Source organism: Rhodococcus sp. JVH1, assembly GCF_000280725.2.
Lineage (GTDB): Bacteria > Actinomycetota > Actinomycetes > Mycobacteriales > Mycobacteriaceae > Rhodococcus_F > Rhodococcus_F jostii_A.
Genome location: NZ_CP166290.1, coordinates 469,110 through 486,588 on the forward strand (window position 1 = coordinate 469,110; position 17,479 = coordinate 486,588).

Genomic DNA, 17,479 nt, shown 5'->3' on the forward strand with positions numbered 1-17,479 from the left:
CGGTTCACCCGCCGAAGGCGCCGACGGACGAGAGTTCCGTGTCCATGTCGGCCACGGTCTTCTCGGCCTTGGTGAGGGCGTCGAGCGCGTCGGAGCGGGCCTTGCCGTCGGGGAGGGCCTCGATGATTTGGCGTCGCATCGCCACGGCGGCCTTGATTTCCTCGAGGCGCCCGGAGGTGAGTTCCTGCTCCTCGGTGAGCTTCGCCAGCCATGCCGGGACGGCCGCCTTGAGGACCCGGCGCAGTTCCGCGATGACGGGGTCGTTGGCGCCCTTAGCCGCGAATGGTTCACGCAGCACGGTGACGTCGTCGGTGGTGGGGGTGATCGACTGGGAGATGCGGCGGCTCATGGGTCGAGGTCCTCTCGATGGGTTGGTGCGGCGGCGGGATCACGGGCGGTCGGGCTGGTGTGCGTGCGCTCGGTCCCTGTGTGGTCGGGGCGTCCGTCTCATGCGGTGGTGAGGACGGTGTCGGGTTCGGGGAGCATCACGACCTCGGTGGCGTCGAAGTGGACGGTGGTTTTCACCCGCCCGCCGGCGTTGATCGACAGGACGGTTTCGACGACGTCGCCGGTGTCCTTGTCCCGCACGACCGTGACCGTGTCGACGGTGACGGGCACCGGGTGGCCGTTGTCCTCGTCGAGCAGGATGGCCATTCCCTCGGTGACCGCCGAGGCCGGGATAGCGTCGGCGACCTCGTCGTCGACCGTGTCGTGGTCGGTCGGGAAGTCGGTGAGGACGGACGGTTCCGGTGCGTCGCCGAACTCCCGCGCGCGCTTGGCCAGTGCCCGCTCGGCTTCGACGAATTCCCGCAGCTCCGTGGAAAAGAACTCGAACGTGGGCGACTCGATCGGCGCCAGACCGTGCACGATCGCCTTCTCCCCGGCGGAGAGTTGGTTCCATTTGTTTGGGTGCGGATCAACATTCGGGGTCCACCACATCTGCGCATCCACCGGGGAACCGTCGAGGGCGGTGACCACCCCGCGGCCGGGAATGGAGGTGTCCACTTCGCGGCCGACGTGGGCGTCGCCCCACATCATCAGCGCGCCGTCCTGCGACAGGTTGCCAAGTGAGATCCGGGTGCCGAAGTTGTCGCGGGCATTGCCCGAGCTCGATCCGAACAAGGAGGCGTCCGGGCGTTGCACCCCGAGCAGCAGGCGGATCCCGGCCGAGCGGGCCAGGACCGCGAGGTCGGCCCACGCCCCCAGCGGGTCGAGCTGTTTGACCTGCGCGCGGATCTCCTCGTCCTCGTCCTTGGCCAGGCGCTGCCATTTGCCGGAGAGGATGAAGAACTCGTCGAGGACGGCTATCAGCAGCGGCAGTTGCGAGGGTTCGATCTTCTTCACGTGCACGTAGTGGTTGCGGGCCATCATTTCCGCGTGCAGCGCGCGCACGAGCATCGCGGATCGGACGGCGTCGTAGACGATGGCCGCGCATCCGGGGTAGCCCTCAAGACCGTCGAGTTCGATCATCTTCGGATCGACCCCGAGGAAAGGGATTCCGCGGCGCGAGGCCTCGGTGAGCAGGGTGCGGATCACCGAGGTCTTACCGCCGCCGGTGGGGCCGACGATCAGGCAGTGCGGTTTGTTCGATTTGGTCGAGACATCCCAGTACAGGCTCAGGTTCGCGGCGCCGGTGGCGTAGGGCAGGTGGCGGAGGTTCTCGTCGACCAGGGCGAGGGGGTGGTCGACGCGGGTGGGTAGCGGCGCGCGCAGGTACATCATCAGGTAGCCCTCGGAGGGGGTCCATTCGGTGGCCCAGGTGCGGCCGGATTCGTGGTCGCCGGCGAGCGCGGCGAGTGCTTCATCGACCTTGGCCTGGAAACCGCGGGCGCCGCTGTTCAGGGAGGGAGTGAAGGTGATCTTGTAGCCGGTCTCGATTCCGTCGTCGTTGCAGGAGTGGACCGTGACGTTGGGCTCTTTGAAGATGGTGCCGGCGGCCAACGCGGTTTGGAGGGCCTTGTGGCGCGGTGAGCGGGTGTCGGGTTCAATCGGTTTGCGAGTGATCAGGATCAGGTCGCGGTGCGCGTGATGGCGAACGGAGTAGGTGTACGTGCCGGTGCGGCCGGCTACTCCGCGGACCGCGGTGGTGAATTCGTCCATCTCCTTGGGGCGGATGATCGCACCCCGCGGAAGTCGGATCTTGGCGCTGCGCAGTGCACCGATTCCGGGTGGGAACGCGACGGTCACCTTGACCGGCAGGTGCCTTGTCGTCTGCCGTAGCTGCGCTTCGAGCGCCAGGCGTTGTCGGTGGCCGCGCCACCGGACGAGGTCGAGCGCACTCCACCCGGACGCGAGGGCGCCGAGCGGCCAGCGGTACCCGTGGACCGTCGTGATGATTTGGCGGGCCTGGTCGACCGTGTCCGTGATCGCGGTGTCGGCGAGCTGAGGTGCGTAGAACGCAAGGGCCGCGGCGGCGACGGCGACCGGGGCGAAGGTTCGGTACGGGTCGACGGCGGGTTCGGGTGTCGGCTGACCGGTGCGGCCGTTGCGGGCGCCGGGTGCGGGCCCGAACAGTTCGACAAGGAAGTCTTTCAGCGGATCTCGCTGCGCCATCGCTCCTCCGCTTTCCGGTTGATTTGTGCCCGCCTCCGACAGCGGACGGGTGTGATGGATGCGCACACTGGCAGATGCGGGTGATCTGGTTCAACGTGATCTGTGGATAACTTCGCCCAGGTGCAGTTCACGCCCGGTGTGGGACACCGCGCCGCTGCGGCGCACGCTCGTGTCGGTCAGATGATGCAGGCGCGCTTGCTCATATCTTCCGGATCGATTGTGGCTGCGGGGCATCTCCGCGTTCGGGCGACTTCCCACCACGCATTTGCGAGCGCATGCACGGCGGGTTCGTGGCGTCTCCGTCGCCCGCGGAGGCACCAGCCGCTTGCGACTACGAGAGTGGCGGTCAGTCGGCTACGCGAGTCGGTGCGTCACCGCCCCTCACCGCAGCCTGGCGGGCGCACAGAGAAACGAGCTGAACCGACCGGGCAAGCCCTCGACCGAACGGTCCCGGCACGGGATGATTCGGTGGCCATCATTCGCCGTTTCACCCGCTCGTCGGGCGCGATCGGGCACCGCAGCCGACCGGGTCTATGGCCCGCTGCGTGTAGCGTTTCGCGAAGCGGTCTCCACAGCGCGTGAACAGCCGTATCTGAAATCGGTTGGCGCGACGCATTTTTCTCAGGTACACTCCCCTAGGCCCGAAGGGCCGGGGAGTGACCCCCGCAGGGGGACGGTGTTTTTACCCGCCCCTCGAACGCTCCCACCGCACCGCGAAATCCGCCCTTCTCGACATCGCGTCAATCCCCCGCGGGCGGCGAGACGAATGCGAGCGCTGTCGGCTCGGGTGAATCCCCGACCGTCTGTCGCGGCCTGCTCACGCAGTACCGCTGCGCCTCTCATACGGCGTCACGACCACCTCCCATTCGACCGGTAGTAGCGATGCGCGCGGGCGTGGAGCGGTTCGGGCTCGCCGGGCCCAGTCGATTCACAGCTGCACGACAGTGCGATCCGAGGCGTTCGTATCGCTTTCAGATCGCACGATGGGCCGGCGCCACGAGCACTTGCCCGAGCGGCACGCAAGGTCGGACGGCACACGCCTAGCAGCCCAGACGGTTTCCAGCATTCGGGCTCGTTCTCGCCTTGTCCTCTGCAACCGTCATGCACGACACCGCAACAAAGTCACCTCGGCTCGAAAAGTTATCCACAGGTCACGTTGATTCTGGCGATGTATCTCTTCTACGTTCCCGCGCAACCACGTTCGCTCATTTCGGTTACGCACCCTTTTGGAGAGGCAGCATGTCCGTTATCGCTTCCACCGTCGTCGCCCTCGCGAACGCGGCTCACCCCGCCCCCGACATCTCGATTGTTGCCCAAGAAACGCAAGTCAGCACCGGCGGGCTCAGGAGGTGGATCGAGGACAACATCGTCTTCACCATCCTGGTCGTCATCGCCTGCGTCGTCCTGACCGGTGGCCTGCGCGGAAATCTGTCGAAGGTGTTCACCGTCGGCGGGTTGACGTTGGTGGGTCTCGCGTTCGTCGGCATCGCCACCTCGGAAACCGCCGCCAAGGGCCTCGGGAACTGGGTTCTCGGCCTCTTCGGCATCAACGCCTGACCGAGTGATGGTTCCCGCACCGAGAAGGGAGCGTTAGGTGATCAACAACGATGACCTGCTGTATCGAGTGGACCGCCACTATCTCGGCCCGACTGGCTACACCCTGCCGGTCCGGATTCGGTACACCGCCGGCTTGGTGGGCGCCGTCGTGTTCGCGGCGGTGTTTCTGATCGCCCGCGCCATCCTGCACGTGCCGCTCGGGTTCAAGCCGCTGCTGGTGATGGTCCTGGTGACGGTGTGGGCCACGACGCGGATCTCGAAATACGTGACGCCGGATCGGCCGCTGCGGTCAGTGCTGAAGGCCGCCGCCAACGACCTGAGTGCCCCGCGCCCACCGAAGCCTGGGGTGACGGTGTCCGTCACCCTCCCCGACCGGCTGACCACCGATTCACAACCTGACGACGTCACTGCCCGCATCGACGGTGAGGACTCACACCGATGACCACCTACGACGACAACGACATCGCATCGCTGTTCGACCCTCAGCTCGATGACCCGGTTCCGGTCATCCCTCCCGGGGCGCTGCCGCCGTCGTGGGCGGCCGGCCGGCAGGCATCCCCACCACAGCCACCGCAGGGGCCCCGGGCGTGGTCGGAAGTGGAGTTGCCCCCGCACCCGGTCACCGAGGTGTCCGAGGAGATCAACGCTCGGGCGTGCGACCCGACCCTCCTGGCGGAGGACCACCCCCGCGCGCGGGAGCGACGACGCAAGCGCTCCAAGCGGCGCCGGAAGACGCCCGCCGATCGAGAGAAGGCCGCGGCGAAGAAGCGGACCGACCGTACCCGGAAGTCGGTGCGGCTGCAGCTAACCGGGACCTCCGGTCACATCACCCGCACCTCACGCACGTCGACGGCATGGTTCGTGCAGAAGCAGGGGCCGTGGAACTTCCGCACCATCGGCAAGCAGCGGCGCTTCATCCAGGACGAGGCGATGGTGCTGACCAACCTGCAAAAGGCCGGCGTCGAGCGACTGCACCGACGCTTGGTGCGCACGCCGTTTCCGGTCGAGCAGTGGGCCAAGGACCACGACCGGTGGGCTGCGCCGATCGACGACGTCCCGGGCGCGCTGTCGTGGGCCGAGTATCTACGCGGTCAGCAGCACGCGATGCTGTGGTCGAACGCCACGATCAAGGGCCGCTACTGGGGCATCGAACTGCCCCACCGCTCTGCGCTCGGTGCCGGGCTCGACTACCTCGCCCACACGCTCGGCTACGTCGCGAACTGGCCACTGCTGGGCACACTCTCGTCCCTGATCACCGGCTGGGCCGACGACGCGTTCGCCCGCGAGCAGGCAGCGCTCGCCGATCATCTCGCCGCACTCGAACGGATCATGACCGGCCGCGGAGTCAACGCAGCACCCGCTTCCCCTGCCGCTATCGACTACCTGCTGCGCCGGTCGGCGACGATCGGCCTGCCCCTGGCTGCGGGTGGCGCGAACGCGGGAGCCGGAGACTGGGAGGAAACCGACGTCGCCGCTCTCGAAGACCTCACCGACCTGACCCTCACCCCAGGGGATGGTTACACCACCGTCTCCGGCGTCGTCGAGGGCCGCCGCTACACCGGTGCGGTCATCGTGCTCACCGTCGGACGCATGGCACCGCTACCGATCCCGGAGCGGATGCTGCCCTGGCAGGTCATCGGCGACCCCTCCGGCGAACCGCTCGAATGGTCGGATCGGATCGAGCTGCACGACAAGGCGAAAACCATCCGCACCATGCGCTCGCTGACGGGCAAGATCGAGTCTCAGTTCGACCACTACACCGTCGAACACGACCAGGTCCCACCGAAGGAGCTGGCCGAGCAACACGCCCGGGTCCAGGACGTCATCTCCGACGTCGAGGAAGACCACTCCGGGCTCTCCACCCGCACCTCGGGTTGGTACCGGGTCGCCATCGTCGGAGCCACCCCCGACGAAGCACGCAAGAAGGTCGCCGGCCTGCAGGAGATGTACTACCCGCACATCGCACTCGAGCAGGAGCACGGACAGTTCCAACTACTGCGCGAATTCATCCCCGGCGAGCCGCTCGCGAACGTCGCCAACAAACGCCACATGGACGTCGAGGCCGTCGCCGCGGGAATGGCCACCGTCGGTGACCGGATCGGTGACCGCCGCGGAGTCGTGCTCGGTGAGACCTCGTCGATCGCACCACGCCCGGTGATCTGGGACCTCTTCGCCGCACACGAGATCAAACACAAATCGGGTCTGACCCCCATCGTCGCGGTCCCCGGTTCCGGCAAAACCTTCATGGCCGGGATGATCGTCTACCAAGCCGTCCGCGCGGGCGCCTACGGAGTCATCCACGACCCCTCGGGGCCACTCAAGGAACTGGCGAACCTACCCGAATTCCGGGACATCGCCCGGGTCTACGCGCTCACCGGCCGCGACTCCCGCCCCGGGGCGCTCAACCCCTACCGGGTCATCATCGACCCCCGACGCGAGGACCCCGAGTACGACACCCTCCACCCGGATTTCGCGCGGGCCGCGGACCCTTTCGCCGCGGCGCAAGCGAAGTACGACGCGGACATGCGCGCCGCGGCCGCCGAGCGCGTCGAGGTCGCCGTCTCGGTGCTGAAGATGATGCTCACCGAACGGCATCTGCATCTCGAACACACCGAATCGGTGCTGCACCTCGCCGCCAACCGCGTCGGCGGGGACCGCGACCACAACCTGGGCGAAGTCCTCGACGCCATCAAGACGATCGGCCAGGACGATCCCGATCAGGCCGTGCGCACCTGCGCCGCCGGGATATATCAGCAGCTGGAGTTGATGTCCAGGCTCGCCGAAGCCCGGGTACTCTTCCCCGAGGCTGGCACGGTCGGCAGCGGCGTCGACGACTTCGACGCCGATATCCGGCTGACCATCCTGACCATGCCCGGTCTGCAGCTGCCACCGGAAGGTGTTCCCTCCTCGCAGTGGACCCCACAGCAGCGGATGACCGCCCCACTGATGCACATGGCCGCGTGGCTGGCGAACCGCCTCGTCTACGAAAAGCCGAGACACGTCCGTAAAGTGTTGTTCCTCGACGAGAACAAGTACCTCGAATCCATTGGCGCCGGCAGAACCCTGAACCTGCGGATCGCCCGCGACTCACGCAAGTTCAAGGTCCGCGCCCTGGTGTGCTCGCAACTGCCCGACGACTTCCTCGGCCTCGACGGCACCGACGACAAAACAGCCCTGACCTACGAAGTGTTCGTAGGCGACGTCGGCGGCGACCCACACGCCATCGACGGCGCGCTCAAGCTCCTCAAACTCCCCACCGGGCGGGGTTTCGAGCAATTCCTCGCCGAACTCGGCAGCGGCGGCGAGGACACGCTCGACGAGGACACCGACACCTCCTACCAAGATCAGGCCCGCCGGTGGATGGTCAGGATGGCCGACGACGTCGAACTGGTCCGGTCGAGCTGGGTCCACTACGTGCACCTGTCCCACGTGTTCGCCGCGTTGAACTCGAGTACCGCAAAGAACGCCCTCGGCGGTGCCACATGACCACCACCCTGCGGCGACTCAACCTGCATTCTCGGCCCGCAGGCACTTATCGGTCCCACAACCCCCAGGCGAGCCCGAATCGACGCCCGACGGGTCGGCTGGGGCGTCTTCTGGCCGTCCTCGCCCTAGCGCTGGCCCCGTTGCTCGTCGACCCGCTCTCCCCCGTCGCGGCGGCCAGCGGCTTCGCGTGCGACGAAGTCCCCGCCCCGGAATACCCCAAGGGGGCGTTCCCCGGGGTCTTCGACGCGACCAGCCAGAACCGCCCCGACAACGGGGTCACCGGATACACCACCTACGGGTGGGCGGGCCTGCAGTGGTACACCTACGACCTCGGTTGCGGCATGGACCTGGTGCGCGCCCCCGGCGCCGTCACCGACACCGACTGGGGCAATAGATTCCTGACGATCGGGAAGTCCCTGGCCGCGGCCGCATTCTGGCTCGACGACCAGACCAAGACCGGTCAGGCCGCCGAAGACGCCGGGGTCGCACCCGCAATGGAACAGTTCGACCAGGTCGTCTCCTCGATCTCGAACGGCATGCTCGGCATCTACGGCCTCTGGCTCGGTATCGGACTGACCGCGGCTGCCTCGATCATGCTCTGGCACGCACTCAAGTCGAACGCTGCCGGCGTCACGAAATCTATGGCCGTCGGTGGAGCCGCTCTCGCCCTCGGCGCTCTGCTGATCGGCGCACCCCAGCAGGCAATCCGGCTCGCCGACGACACATTCGGGGCAGTAATCACCGACACCCAGAACGAGATGCTCTCGGTCTCCGGCAGCGGCAAAGGACCTCGCGACGTACTGCTCGACGACATCTTCCTCGACGACTGGCGTAAGGGCTGGTTCGGTCCGAACTACCGCGACAACGAGAACCAACTCGGCCCCAAGCTGCGCGATGCGCTCGCATTCTCCTACGAGGAACAGCAGCAGATCGAGAACGCACCAGATTCGGGTGTCGAGAACGACCTGAAGGCGAAGAAGGAGAGAATCTTTCGCGACAACATCGTCAAGCCACTCAACGACGACTACGGACTGTCCTACTACACGTTCCAAGGCAAGGACTCGGGCCGCACCGGAATCGGATTCATGGCAATGGTCAAGGTCGGCATGCCGTCGCTCCTATGGATCGGCGCATCGGTGCTGAAGCTCATCGCGCTGCTCGCCATCCGCCTGGCCATCCTGTTCGCCCCGATCTGGATACCGCTCGCAGCCGCACACGCGGGAACGCTAATGCGAGTGTGCCGGATGATCGCCAGCGCCTACATGTGGGGCGTGGCCGGTTCCGTCATCGTCGCCCTCTACCTGCTGGCCCTGGTGAAGCTGTACGTCACCGACAACGGGCAGATCGACGGGTCGTGGCGGTTGTGGTTCATGGTCATCTTGACCCTGGTGTGCTGGTTCATCATGCGGCCGTTCAAACGGGTCTCGCGAACCTTCACCCAGAACCGCGCCGGCGCCCTCAACCGAAAGGCCCGTCACGCGCAGTCGTCGATGAAGCAGAAATTCTTCACGGGCGCCAGCGCGGTCATCGGCGGCCCGGCCGGCGCGATGGTCGAGGAAGGAGTCGGGGCGCTACGCAAGAAAACCAAGAACCGCCGCACCGACGACGAAGACTCCGACAGCAACTCCGCAGCCCCAGCCCGCCCGGAGGGGCGTGAACTCAACCAGCGTCGCCGGCACGAGGCCGACCAAACTCAGATCGCCGCCCACAAGAAGATGGACCTCCTGCAACGGCTGGCTGACTCACGCAAGGAATCCCAGGACGCCCGCCACATGAACCTCACCAAGGGTGGCAAGCATCGTGGACAGGACACTGCGAACACCCACGTCGGCCGCGACCGTAGCGCGGCGCTGCAAGCGCTCGAAGCCAGCCGCTTGGGTGGCGGAGCGCGCCGTGGTGACACCCCGACGGTCAGTGAGACATGGGACGGCGGAGCGGGTTCTGCCATCGCCCCGACGAAGGTCTTCACTCCGACCCGCAAGGACACGTCATTAGGGAAGGTCCCCGCCACGTCCGCGCCCGCCAGCATTTCCGCTCCGCCGCGGTCGAATACCCGCTTGTACGAGCCGTCGCTGACTCCCGAAGTGCGCAGGCACCCGAGCGAGAGTTTCACCTGATGGCCCGCCCCGCAGGCAACCCGGTCCTCGCCCCGATCCGCCGGTGGGTGCTGTACTCGCGCACCAACCTAATGATCAGCATGGCCGCCGTTCTCGGCGTTCTAGTCGTGGCCGGCACCGTATTCGGGGAATCCCCTGCTACAAGCCATACGCCGAGTACCGCGGCGGTAGCCGGTGCACCGACGACGACTCCTGCACAAGTAAACGAGGTCACCTACGACCTAGTCGAGGTCACCGAGTCGGCCATCGCAGGTACAACGACGGCCGCGGCCGGGAAGAGCGCGCCCGCCACAGCGATGGCTTATGCGCACAGCTACATCGACATCACGCAGTCGAATACCGAGTGGAGAACCAAACTCGGCCGGTACACCACCGACACCCCCAGTGACACGATGGTCGTCGCACGTCCACAGGTGCCCGTCGCGATCACCGGGCCCACGACCAGTGAGATCGTCACCGGCGCCGGTGACGAGCGGCGCGCAGAGGTCACCATCGCCACTCAGGCCGGCGACCTGCGCGTATCCCTGCAGGTGGCCGAGTCCCCGAGCGGGCCGAAATGGCAGGTCCAGAACCCGTTTCCCACTCTCGACCGCGACGAGGTCAACAAACTCGGCGCCGCGCCGACCCTAGTGAGTGTCCCCTCACCCTCCTCACACTCGACCACGCCCCAGACTGCAACGCAGCCGACCACGAGCCAGCCGAAACCGTCGACGACGACCTCGGCGCCCGAATCTGTCACCACACCGCCAGCGATGCCCGAACCCGAACCGACACCCGTGCCGGTGCCCGGGCCTATCCCGATCCCCGAACTCGACACCCCGATCCCTGGAGCCCTGTGACACTGCGCCGACGCGGGACAGCGCTGCTACTCGCGGCCGCAGCCACCACAGTCGTCAGCACGACGGCCTGCGCCCCTCAGCCGGTCATCCCCCACGACCGATGCAAGACATCCTCCACCGATAACGATCCGGGCACACCCGCCGGTGGCCAGCTGCGCTCCTCCGGACCGATCACTGCACCGACGAGGGCCGGGACCACCGCATTCACCTCCGGCTTCGGGCCACGGTGGGGTACCGAACACCGGGGCGTCGACTTCGCCGGCCCCATCGGCACCCCGATCTACGCAGCCCTCGACGGCCTCGTCGTCCGTTCCGGCACCGCCACCGGATTCGGACACTGGATCGTCATCGACTCCCTCGTCGGCGACACACCAGTCTCCACCGTCTACGGACACATGTTCACCGACGGGCTAATCGCCCGCGAAGGCCAACAGGTCAGGGCCGGTGACCACATCGCCAACATCGGGAACGACGGCCAAAGCACCGGCGCCCACCTGCATTTCGAGTACTGGGAAGGCGGCCGTTTCCAAGGCGGCACCGCCGTGGACCCGATGATCAAACTGGGCAGCGCGGCCTCACCTCCTGGCGCGCCGGACAGCGCGGACGTGCGGCTGGCCTCCCTGTCGTCGCCGATCAACTGCGCGGGCTTCGGGACCGTCGGTGGCGGTGAGCTGGCCGCCGGATCGGTGCCGGCCGAATTCGATCCGTGGATCCGCAAGGCCGGCAGCATCTGCCCCGGCATTCGGCCCCCGGTCCTGTCCTCGCAGCTCCACGCCGAGAATCAATTCAGGCACGGCGCCAACGCCCCCACCTCCCCCTCCGGTGCTCTCGGACCTGCACAGTTCATGCCCGGAACCTGGGCCACCTGGGGCAAGGACTACGACGGCGATGGCAAGGTCGACCCCAATTCGATCGGCGACGCCGTCATGGCCCAGGGGTATTTCATGTGCGCGCTCAACGACCAGGTCAACGCCGCGCTCGCGGCCGGCACCGTCATGGGAGACCCGGTCGAGCTGTCACTGGCCGCGTACAACGCAGGCCTCGGTGCGGTGCAGGCTCACCGCGGCATCCCCCCATACGCCGAGACCCAGAACTACGTCGCGAAGATCATCCTCGGCCAGGCCAAGTACACCTCCCTGAGTTCCACCGGCCGCCTGGTCCCGAACGGATCGAAAGACGGCGGCCAGGTCGTCGCGGCCGCCCGCCAGTACCTCGGCACCCCATATGTCTGGGGTGGAGGTAGCACCGGCGGACCGTCCGGCGGGGGCTTCGACTGTTCCGGCCTGACCAGCTACGCCATCTTCACCGGCAGCGGCGGCAAGGTCACGCTGCCACGGACCTCGGAGCAGCAGTGGACCGTGGGCGTCGAAATCCCGATCGACCAGGCCCAACCGGGCGACCTCGTGTTCGGATCCTGGGCCGGGTCGGGGCCGGGTCACGTCGGCATTGCCCTTGGTGGCGGACGCATGATCCACGCCCCGACCACCGGCGACGTCGTGAAAGAAGCGCCGCTGATGGGCGGGATGAAGGCACGGAGGGTGATGTGATGAGTGGACTGCCCGCAACTGCAGGAGGACTGAGATGAGCGTGCGTCGATTCCTGGCCGTGGTCGTGATCCTCGGCGCGCTGGTCGCCATACTCGTGTATGCGTGCCGGCCAACCCAACAGGATCCGCAGACGTCGCCTCTAGAGACGTCGTTACCGGCGGCCACGACACCACCGGCAACCACAGCACCAACTACGACCTTTGCGCCCGTACCTCCACCAACCACGGCGGCGCCGGCTCCGGACGCCGCCGCGGCGGAGGACATCGCCCGCCAAGCCCTATCGGTCGCGTTCACTTGGTACCCGGCCACCGACCAGTCCCCCAACGACGGCTTCGTACGGGCCCGACAGTGGCTGACCGACAGGCTCGCGGCGCAAGTCGCCATTCCAGTCACGACCGAACGCGGTCCCGGCCTGCAATGGGGACAGTGGGCCACCACGAACGCAAAGGTCGTCGCCGACGTGATGATCGGCTGCTCCGGCTGCCCGCCCGATACCGATACCCTCATCCACCGCGTCGCCACCATCCACCAGACCGCGATTGCCGGGGACAACGCCGTTCCCGTTGACCCCGATACCACTGTCTGGGTCACGCTTACCAAGACTGGGGGCAACTGGCTCATCGACACCATCCGGTACTGAACGCAGTAACCACAGTATCGAGTTCGACAACGCCGTACTGCGGCAACAGAAGGAGAACCAAATGTCCAGCAGCCGTGCACTCGCCGGGCTCGCGCTCATCGCCATGATCGCCGCGACCCTTGCCGCATGCTCAGGTTCGTCGAGCGATGACACTCGGCCCGGCAGCGTCACGTCCGCCGAATCGTCCGGCGGATCCGACGGGTGGGACGGCAACATCGCCATCGGCGTCGGCAACCGCAAAGGCATCGACCTCGTGACCCTTCCTACTCCGGACCAGGTCGACGTCGAGTGCCACGGCGAGGGCGACAACCTCACCATCGACGTCGCCGCACCAAACGGATGGCATGCCACCCTCACCCACGGATCCCAAACCGTCACGATCGAGAACGAGAGCCTCAACTACCCAGCACACGACTTCGCCGAATCCCCGGGAGCGATCGAGGCCGTCAGCAGAACACGATCGAAGGGTAGCCCCAAGCAATTTCCTCTCGGCATTACCTGGGACAAGCCATCGGTCGGAGAAGTCGAAATTCAGGTCGACGACGACACTCCGCCCCACTGGATCGTGAACTCGCCGTATGACGACCTCGACATCTACATGCATCTCAACTGCAATGGGTAGCGGAGATATCGACTCGCCGAAGCATCAATTTCTCACAGTCGCCACACACCCCGTATTGCGAATCGGCACGCATTGCAGTTGGGGGCACCACGCGTGCCGGGCGAACCGGCACCAGCTCTGAGTAGCTATGCCACTCTGCCTGACAGTCGCCCGGCTACCGATAGGTTCGATGTTTGAGTACCGCAGTTCTGTTCTCCAGCAGCGAAACACGACTTCAGGATGGTTTCTCCACCTTCCCGCCGACTACAATTACGCGCGCAGAGCTTGGCACCGAGGTGCCCGAGACCTTCTGGTTGCAGCCATCCGCGGTGCTGATAATCTAGCCACCGCGCTCCCGCCCGGGAGTTCCCTGAAGCCCGTCGGGGCGGCTTCAGATGCAGCGTCAAGATGTGGCACACGTGTATTCATATGCGCCGCATATCGTCCCGGGTGGAGGTTGGCAATGACGAATCGTGTTTCAGAGGCTGTCGATCGACTGTTTCGCGTAGCGACGTCAGGTGAAGCGTCGACGCTTACAGGTTTGGTGGAGGCCGCAGCCCGGGACCGGAAGCGCCCGATCACCGTCGTTCAATCCCACAAGAACCTGCCGCTAGGCGTTTTCGGCCAATGGGTTCAACATCCCGACCGGGATGAGATTTCCTGCGCTGAGTGGGTTCACGCCCGCGAGCGCACGCTTGCCCACGAACTCGGCCACATCCTGCTCGGGCATCGGGGCCGACCAGCCCGCGAGTTCGCGGAAGAGTTTCTTCCAGCAGCGGCTCATGGATTGGCAAAGATAATGCTTCGGCGCGAGTGCAGTGACGGACACGACGCTGAGGAAATCGAGGCTGAGGCGTTCGCGAGCAGACTCCTTGGGCGGGTGAATAGTAACCAAGCATCCCGCAATCCCGGTGTGCGCGCTCGCCTCGACGAGGCGATCAGGTGACGGCAACAGCGGCGGTCGCAGTCCTTCTATGGATAGCCGCAGCCAGTCGGTTCCGTAGGTGGTGGTGGGCTCGCACATGGAACCTGGTCGGTGTTCTGACTGTTTTCACCTGCATGGCCGCCCACATGACAGTCAACCTGCCGCTCTTCGAGAGCTTACTGAGAGGCGCACTTGGTCACTCAAATGGTGCTGGCGCGGTCAAGATGGTCCTGTTTAGCGGAATCTGCTTCGGTGCAGCCATACTCGTGACAGACCTTATGGCTCCGTCCGATCGACGTCGAGCACAGCTCATCCGGCTTCATGCACTGCTGTCAATGGTCACCGCAGGCGGGTCGGTGGCCTTCTTCTTGACTGCCCCGGAAGTGCCGGAACAGCGCGACGGATATACCTTCGACGACCTGTATGCTCACACTCCCGGATATGCGGAGGCCGGCATTACCGCGATGCTCTACCCGTTCCTTCTCTGCATCGTGGTGACCATCGTGACGGCCGGCCATGCCGACACGCGGACCGCGACGGGTCGTGGCTTGATGGTGCTGTGCCCCGGGGTTTTCATGCTCACCATCTACGCAGGCATGCGAATCACATACGTACTGGCCGCGTCTACCGGTGCAATCGATCCGACTCCCCGAGTCTTCGACATCACTCAGGTTCTTGCGCTCGTCGGGGTCCTCATGGTCACCATCGGTGTGCTGTGGCCGTCGATGGCTCTCTGGACGGCCGCACGCCGGGCGTTGCGAGATTTCTTCGAATTCCATGAGGTGCTCACTACGCGGTGGCCTGGTGTCGTTCGACCCTCCTGGAAAGGTAGCAGCGCCACGGATCGCGTTGCCGACCGCGCCACGGAAGTGATGGACGCCCTTAGCATCGCCGCCCAGGCCGCAGGCCTCCCCCCTGGCGCCCCGATTCCCGAGGACGAAGCGCCAGTTGCAATAGCTGAGTGGATCCTTACCGGCTTCGCACGGGAAGAGTTGGCCCAGGAAGCTCTCGGCGCTGCGGAGGGCGTCTCAGACGTCGAGTGGGTGCGCACTCTCGGTGTCGCTTTCAACACCGCACGACAGGAAAAATTGGTGGCCGCAGATGGCGATGACTGAGAATCAAACCCGCGGCGACCGTGTTGATCGCCTTGCCAGAGCATTGACTGAGGTGGGAGCTCCTTGGGTTCTCAACATTGTCTCGTCACTCTTCCTAGGCGTGTACCTTGAGTCGATTGCATGGGGGATCTTCGTCGCCATGATTTCCGGCGGCCTCCCCATGGCCTTCATTCTGTTCGAAATCTGGCGATCACGGATCGGCGATCACCATGTGACCGAGCACCGCGAACGTCACCTTCTGATTGTCGTTATCTTGGCAATCGTGCTTGCGGGTCTCGTCATCCAGATCTGCGCCAATGCACCCGCAGAACTAATCGCCTTCACGGCCGCAGGGTTTGCGACGTTGCTGGCCATCGGGATAATTACCAGCGTCGTTCGGTGGAAGGTCAGTGTGCATACTGCTGTCTCAGCGGGCATCACCGTGATTCTCATGCTCGCTGTCTCACCGATTTGGGTTCTGGCGCTAGCGTGCACGCCCGCGATCGGTTGGTCTCGGGTGCGGCTCGGTGATCACACGACTGGTCAGGTCATCGTGGGTGCGTTCGTGGGCGCCGTCATCGCTGGAGGCACGTACACACTGTTCACCTAGCCCTATTCGGGACGCCGGAACGGGAAGTACGTTCGTGCTGCAATATTCTGGTCTTCGGCGTCTCGGAGACCTTGGATGTAGGCGATGTAGCCCTTGATCTCCTCGTAGACATCGTCGTCATTGAAGTAGTCCATTGGTACTGCGAAGACTCGACATATGTCTCGCAGCGTGGTCCAACTCGGCGAAGATCGCTTTCCGGACAGCAACTGCGACATGTATCCCGGCGTCATATTGCCACCGGCGGCTCGGATGGCCTCGACAACTTCCGCTTGGCTGTAGGGGCCTCGCCCCTTCGGATGGACCGTGTCGAATAGATGTCGCAGCCTCTCGGCGAAACTCTCGCTCACCGCACATCCTCCAAACTTCAAGCTTCGCCGGTAGTTGGACATGAGTATAGATGTCGTTGACGTCGCCTTATTGCAGTAGTTACGGAAGTGTTTACTGTTGCAAGTTTGCAGTAGTAAAGTAGGCTCAGGATCATTCACATGAACGACAGAAGGCGAGGCACCGGTGTCACGGAATTCGGGCACGCCACCGCGCACGAGGGCGTCAGGCGGGCATGCCCGGCGGCCGGCTCCGCGCCCGCTGATGCGCGTCCCGCAGCTCCGCAATGGAGATGTCGAGCGCAGACGACAGTCGCTCAGCAACGTTGTCGGACAATGCCGTCTCCCCACGCTCGATGCTGCCAACCACGGCAGTACGGACCCCGGCACGCGCACCGAGTTGCGGTTGGGTCAGCCCCAGCAGAACCCGCCAGTCGCCCGGGAAGCGCTCCGAGACTGGGATATTCACAAAGTCGGAGATGGGAACTTCAAGAACAGCGGCAACCCTCGCCAGGACGTCAACTTGGGGCGATGCAGTGCCCTTCTCCCACCTTCTAATCGTGGCGACGCCGACGTCGGAAAGCCGTGCCAAATCCGCTTGCGACCAGCCGGCGTTGCGGCGCGCGCCAACCAGGGCGGACGGAGTAAACCCGCGCATAACTCGCCGACTCACCGAAATAATCCTGCCGCACATGTGGTCACTGGTAGACACTGTGCCGCCCTCCCGTTACGATGCGCACATACGATCGGTTTTAAACGATCGCTTTTATATGATCGCACGAGAGCGACATGGGGGTGGAGCTAAGAGTCGAGCCCTATTGCAACGAGAAACCCCCTGACCGTTAGCGGCGGCCAGGGGGCTCGAGCCTCAACGGATTAGCGGTCCGTTCAGGCACCATCAGCAGATTGGAGTCTCTGCAATGAACACGATAGCTGGCGCCCAAAGAGAGCGCGGTAAGCGGCATCCAGCCGTGGCGCGATCGTTAGCCACTGCCGACCTGGTGCGCATCACTGCCCAACACGTGTCCTCCGAGGGGCGTTGCGAGGAATGCGGCGCCATAGTCACGGCAGCTAAGCCTCTGTGCCCCCGAACTGCGGCCGCGCTCCGCGAGCTAGCGCGGCGCGATGGAACTGCGGACACATCGTCGAGAACGATTCGCTTTTCGGTCGCGACGTTGCTGCGTTCG

15 protein-coding genes are annotated in these 17,479 nt (G+C 65.3%); 10 read left to right on the plus strand and 5 right to left on the minus strand.

All coding sequences use genetic code 11. The features are described from left to right. Nucleotides 1-4 precede the first annotated feature (4 nt). Together JVH1_RS39740 and JVH1_RS39745 are read right to left on the minus strand one after the other, a co-directional pair. Nucleotides 5-349: a hypothetical protein gene (locus tag JVH1_RS39740; protein ID WP_009480742.1), complete on the minus strand. Its 345-nt coding sequence runs from the start codon at nt 347-349 to the stop codon at nt 5-7. Between the two features lie 98 nt (nt 350-447). Continuing rightward, entirely contained in the window at nt 448-2,553 is a 2,106-nt protein-coding gene (locus tag JVH1_RS39745; RefSeq protein ID WP_009480741.1) for an FtsK/SpoIIIE domain-containing protein, read from the minus strand. A gap of 1,239 nt (nt 2,554-3,792) precedes the next feature. Here JVH1_RS39745 and JVH1_RS39750 point away from each other — a divergent pair. The 8 genes from JVH1_RS39750 (at nt 3,793) to JVH1_RS39785 (ending at nt 13,361) form a co-directional block, all read left to right on the plus strand. Continuing rightward, nucleotides 3,793-4,110 carry a hypothetical protein gene (locus JVH1_RS39750; RefSeq protein WP_009480739.1) on the plus strand — a complete coding sequence of 106 codons (318 nt, stop codon included), beginning with the start codon at nt 3,793-3,795 and terminating at the stop codon, nt 4,108-4,110. A gap of 37 nt (nt 4,111-4,147) precedes the next feature. Further along, complete coding sequence (locus tag JVH1_RS39755; RefSeq protein WP_009480738.1) at nt 4,148-4,552, plus strand: hypothetical protein; 405 nt, start codon at nt 4,148-4,150, stop codon at nt 4,550-4,552. Beyond that, entirely contained in the window at nt 4,549-7,596 is a 3,048-nt protein-coding gene (locus JVH1_RS39760; RefSeq protein WP_009480737.1) for an ATP-binding protein, read from the plus strand. Before JVH1_RS39755 ends, JVH1_RS39760 begins: the two co-directional genes overlap by 4 nt. Further along, nucleotides 7,593-9,713, plus strand: coding sequence for a membrane protein (locus JVH1_RS39765; protein ID WP_043783026.1), 2,121 nt, complete (start codon nt 7,593-7,595; stop codon nt 9,711-9,713). Before JVH1_RS39760 ends, JVH1_RS39765 begins: the two co-directional genes overlap by 4 nt. Then, the gene (locus JVH1_RS39770; protein WP_009480735.1) at nt 9,713-10,552 is read left to right on the plus strand and encodes a hypothetical protein; all 840 of its coding nucleotides are present in this window, start codon (nt 9,713-9,715) and stop codon (nt 10,550-10,552) included. Before JVH1_RS39765 ends, JVH1_RS39770 begins: the two co-directional genes overlap by 1 nt. Next, a complete protein-coding gene (locus tag JVH1_RS39775; protein WP_009480734.1) occupies nt 10,549-12,099 on the plus strand; it encodes a peptidoglycan DD-metalloendopeptidase family protein in 1,551 nt (516 codons plus the stop codon). The genes JVH1_RS39770 and JVH1_RS39775 overlap by 4 nt, the downstream gene beginning before the upstream one ends. A gap of 34 nt (nt 12,100-12,133) precedes the next feature. Next, on the plus strand, nt 12,134-12,739 hold the full coding sequence (locus tag JVH1_RS39780) for a hypothetical protein (RefSeq protein WP_009480733.1): 606 nt from the start codon (nt 12,134-12,136) through the stop codon (nt 12,737-12,739). Between the two features lie 61 nt (nt 12,740-12,800). Continuing rightward, the gene (locus JVH1_RS39785) at nt 12,801-13,361 is read left to right on the plus strand and encodes a hypothetical protein (protein WP_009480732.1); all 561 of its coding nucleotides are present in this window, start codon (nt 12,801-12,803) and stop codon (nt 13,359-13,361) included. A gap of 589 nt (nt 13,362-13,950) precedes the next feature. Here the strand turns inward: JVH1_RS39785 and JVH1_RS39790 are convergent. Then, the gene (locus tag JVH1_RS39790) at nt 13,951-14,364 is read right to left on the minus strand and encodes a hypothetical protein (protein ID WP_009480731.1); all 414 of its coding nucleotides are present in this window, start codon (nt 14,362-14,364) and stop codon (nt 13,951-13,953) included. A 47-nt stretch (nt 14,365-14,411) separates the two neighbouring features. Between JVH1_RS39790 and JVH1_RS39795 the strand changes: the two genes are divergently transcribed. Continuing rightward, complete coding sequence (locus tag JVH1_RS39795; protein ID WP_237735349.1) at nt 14,412-15,380, plus strand: hypothetical protein; 969 nt, start codon at nt 14,412-14,414, stop codon at nt 15,378-15,380. After that, complete coding sequence (locus JVH1_RS39800) at nt 15,367-15,969, plus strand: hypothetical protein (protein ID WP_237735348.1); 603 nt, start codon at nt 15,367-15,369, stop codon at nt 15,967-15,969. The genes JVH1_RS39795 and JVH1_RS39800 overlap by 14 nt, the downstream gene beginning before the upstream one ends. A gap of 2 nt (nt 15,970-15,971) precedes the next feature. Here JVH1_RS39800 and JVH1_RS39805 read toward each other — a convergent pair whose 3' ends face one another. Together JVH1_RS39805 and JVH1_RS39810 are read right to left on the minus strand one after the other, a co-directional pair. Then, a complete protein-coding gene (locus tag JVH1_RS39805) occupies nt 15,972-16,103 on the minus strand; it encodes a hypothetical protein (protein WP_255221668.1) in 132 nt (43 codons plus the stop codon). 415 nt (nt 16,104-16,518) lie between these two features. Then, entirely contained in the window at nt 16,519-16,986 is a 468-nt protein-coding gene (locus tag JVH1_RS39810; RefSeq protein ID WP_020476731.1) for a helix-turn-helix transcriptional regulator, read from the minus strand. Between the last annotated feature and the right edge of the window lie 493 nt (nt 16,987-17,479).

Excerpts from the sequence above, each read along its gene's own strand:
- JVH1_RS39740 (WP_009480742.1), bottom strand. The coding sequence starts at position 349 with ATGAGCCGCCGCATCTCCCAGTCGATCACCCCCACCACCGACGACGTC.
- JVH1_RS39745 (WP_009480741.1), bottom strand. The coding sequence starts at position 2,553 with ATGGCGCAGCGAGATCCGCTGAAAGACTTCCTTGTCGAACTGTTCGGG.
- JVH1_RS39750 (WP_009480739.1), top strand. The coding sequence starts at position 3,793 with ATGTCCGTTATCGCTTCCACCGTCGTCGCCCTCGCGAACGCGGCTCAC.
- JVH1_RS39760 (WP_009480737.1), top strand. The coding sequence starts at position 4,549 with ATGACCACCTACGACGACAACGACATCGCATCGCTGTTCGACCCTCAG.
- JVH1_RS39765 (WP_043783026.1), top strand. The coding sequence starts at position 7,593 with ATGACCACCACCCTGCGGCGACTCAACCTGCATTCTCGGCCCGCAGGC.
- JVH1_RS39770 (WP_009480735.1), top strand. The coding sequence starts at position 9,713 with ATGGCCCGCCCCGCAGGCAACCCGGTCCTCGCCCCGATCCGCCGGTGG.
- JVH1_RS39780 (WP_009480733.1), top strand. The coding sequence starts at position 12,134 with ATGAGCGTGCGTCGATTCCTGGCCGTGGTCGTGATCCTCGGCGCGCTG.
- JVH1_RS39785 (WP_009480732.1), top strand. The coding sequence starts at position 12,801 with ATGTCCAGCAGCCGTGCACTCGCCGGGCTCGCGCTCATCGCCATGATC.
- JVH1_RS39790 (WP_009480731.1), bottom strand. The coding sequence starts at position 14,364 with ATGTGCGAGCCCACCACCACCTACGGAACCGACTGGCTGCGGCTATCC.
- JVH1_RS39795 (WP_237735349.1), top strand. The coding sequence starts at position 14,412 with ATGACAGTCAACCTGCCGCTCTTCGAGAGCTTACTGAGAGGCGCACTT.
- JVH1_RS39800 (WP_237735348.1), top strand. The coding sequence starts at position 15,367 with ATGGCGATGACTGAGAATCAAACCCGCGGCGACCGTGTTGATCGCCTT.
- JVH1_RS39805 (WP_255221668.1), bottom strand. The coding sequence starts at position 16,103 with ATGGACTACTTCAATGACGACGATGTCTACGAGGAGATCAAGGGCTAC.
- JVH1_RS39810 (WP_020476731.1), bottom strand. The coding sequence starts at position 16,986 with ATGTGCGGCAGGATTATTTCGGTGAGTCGGCGAGTTATGCGCGGGTTT.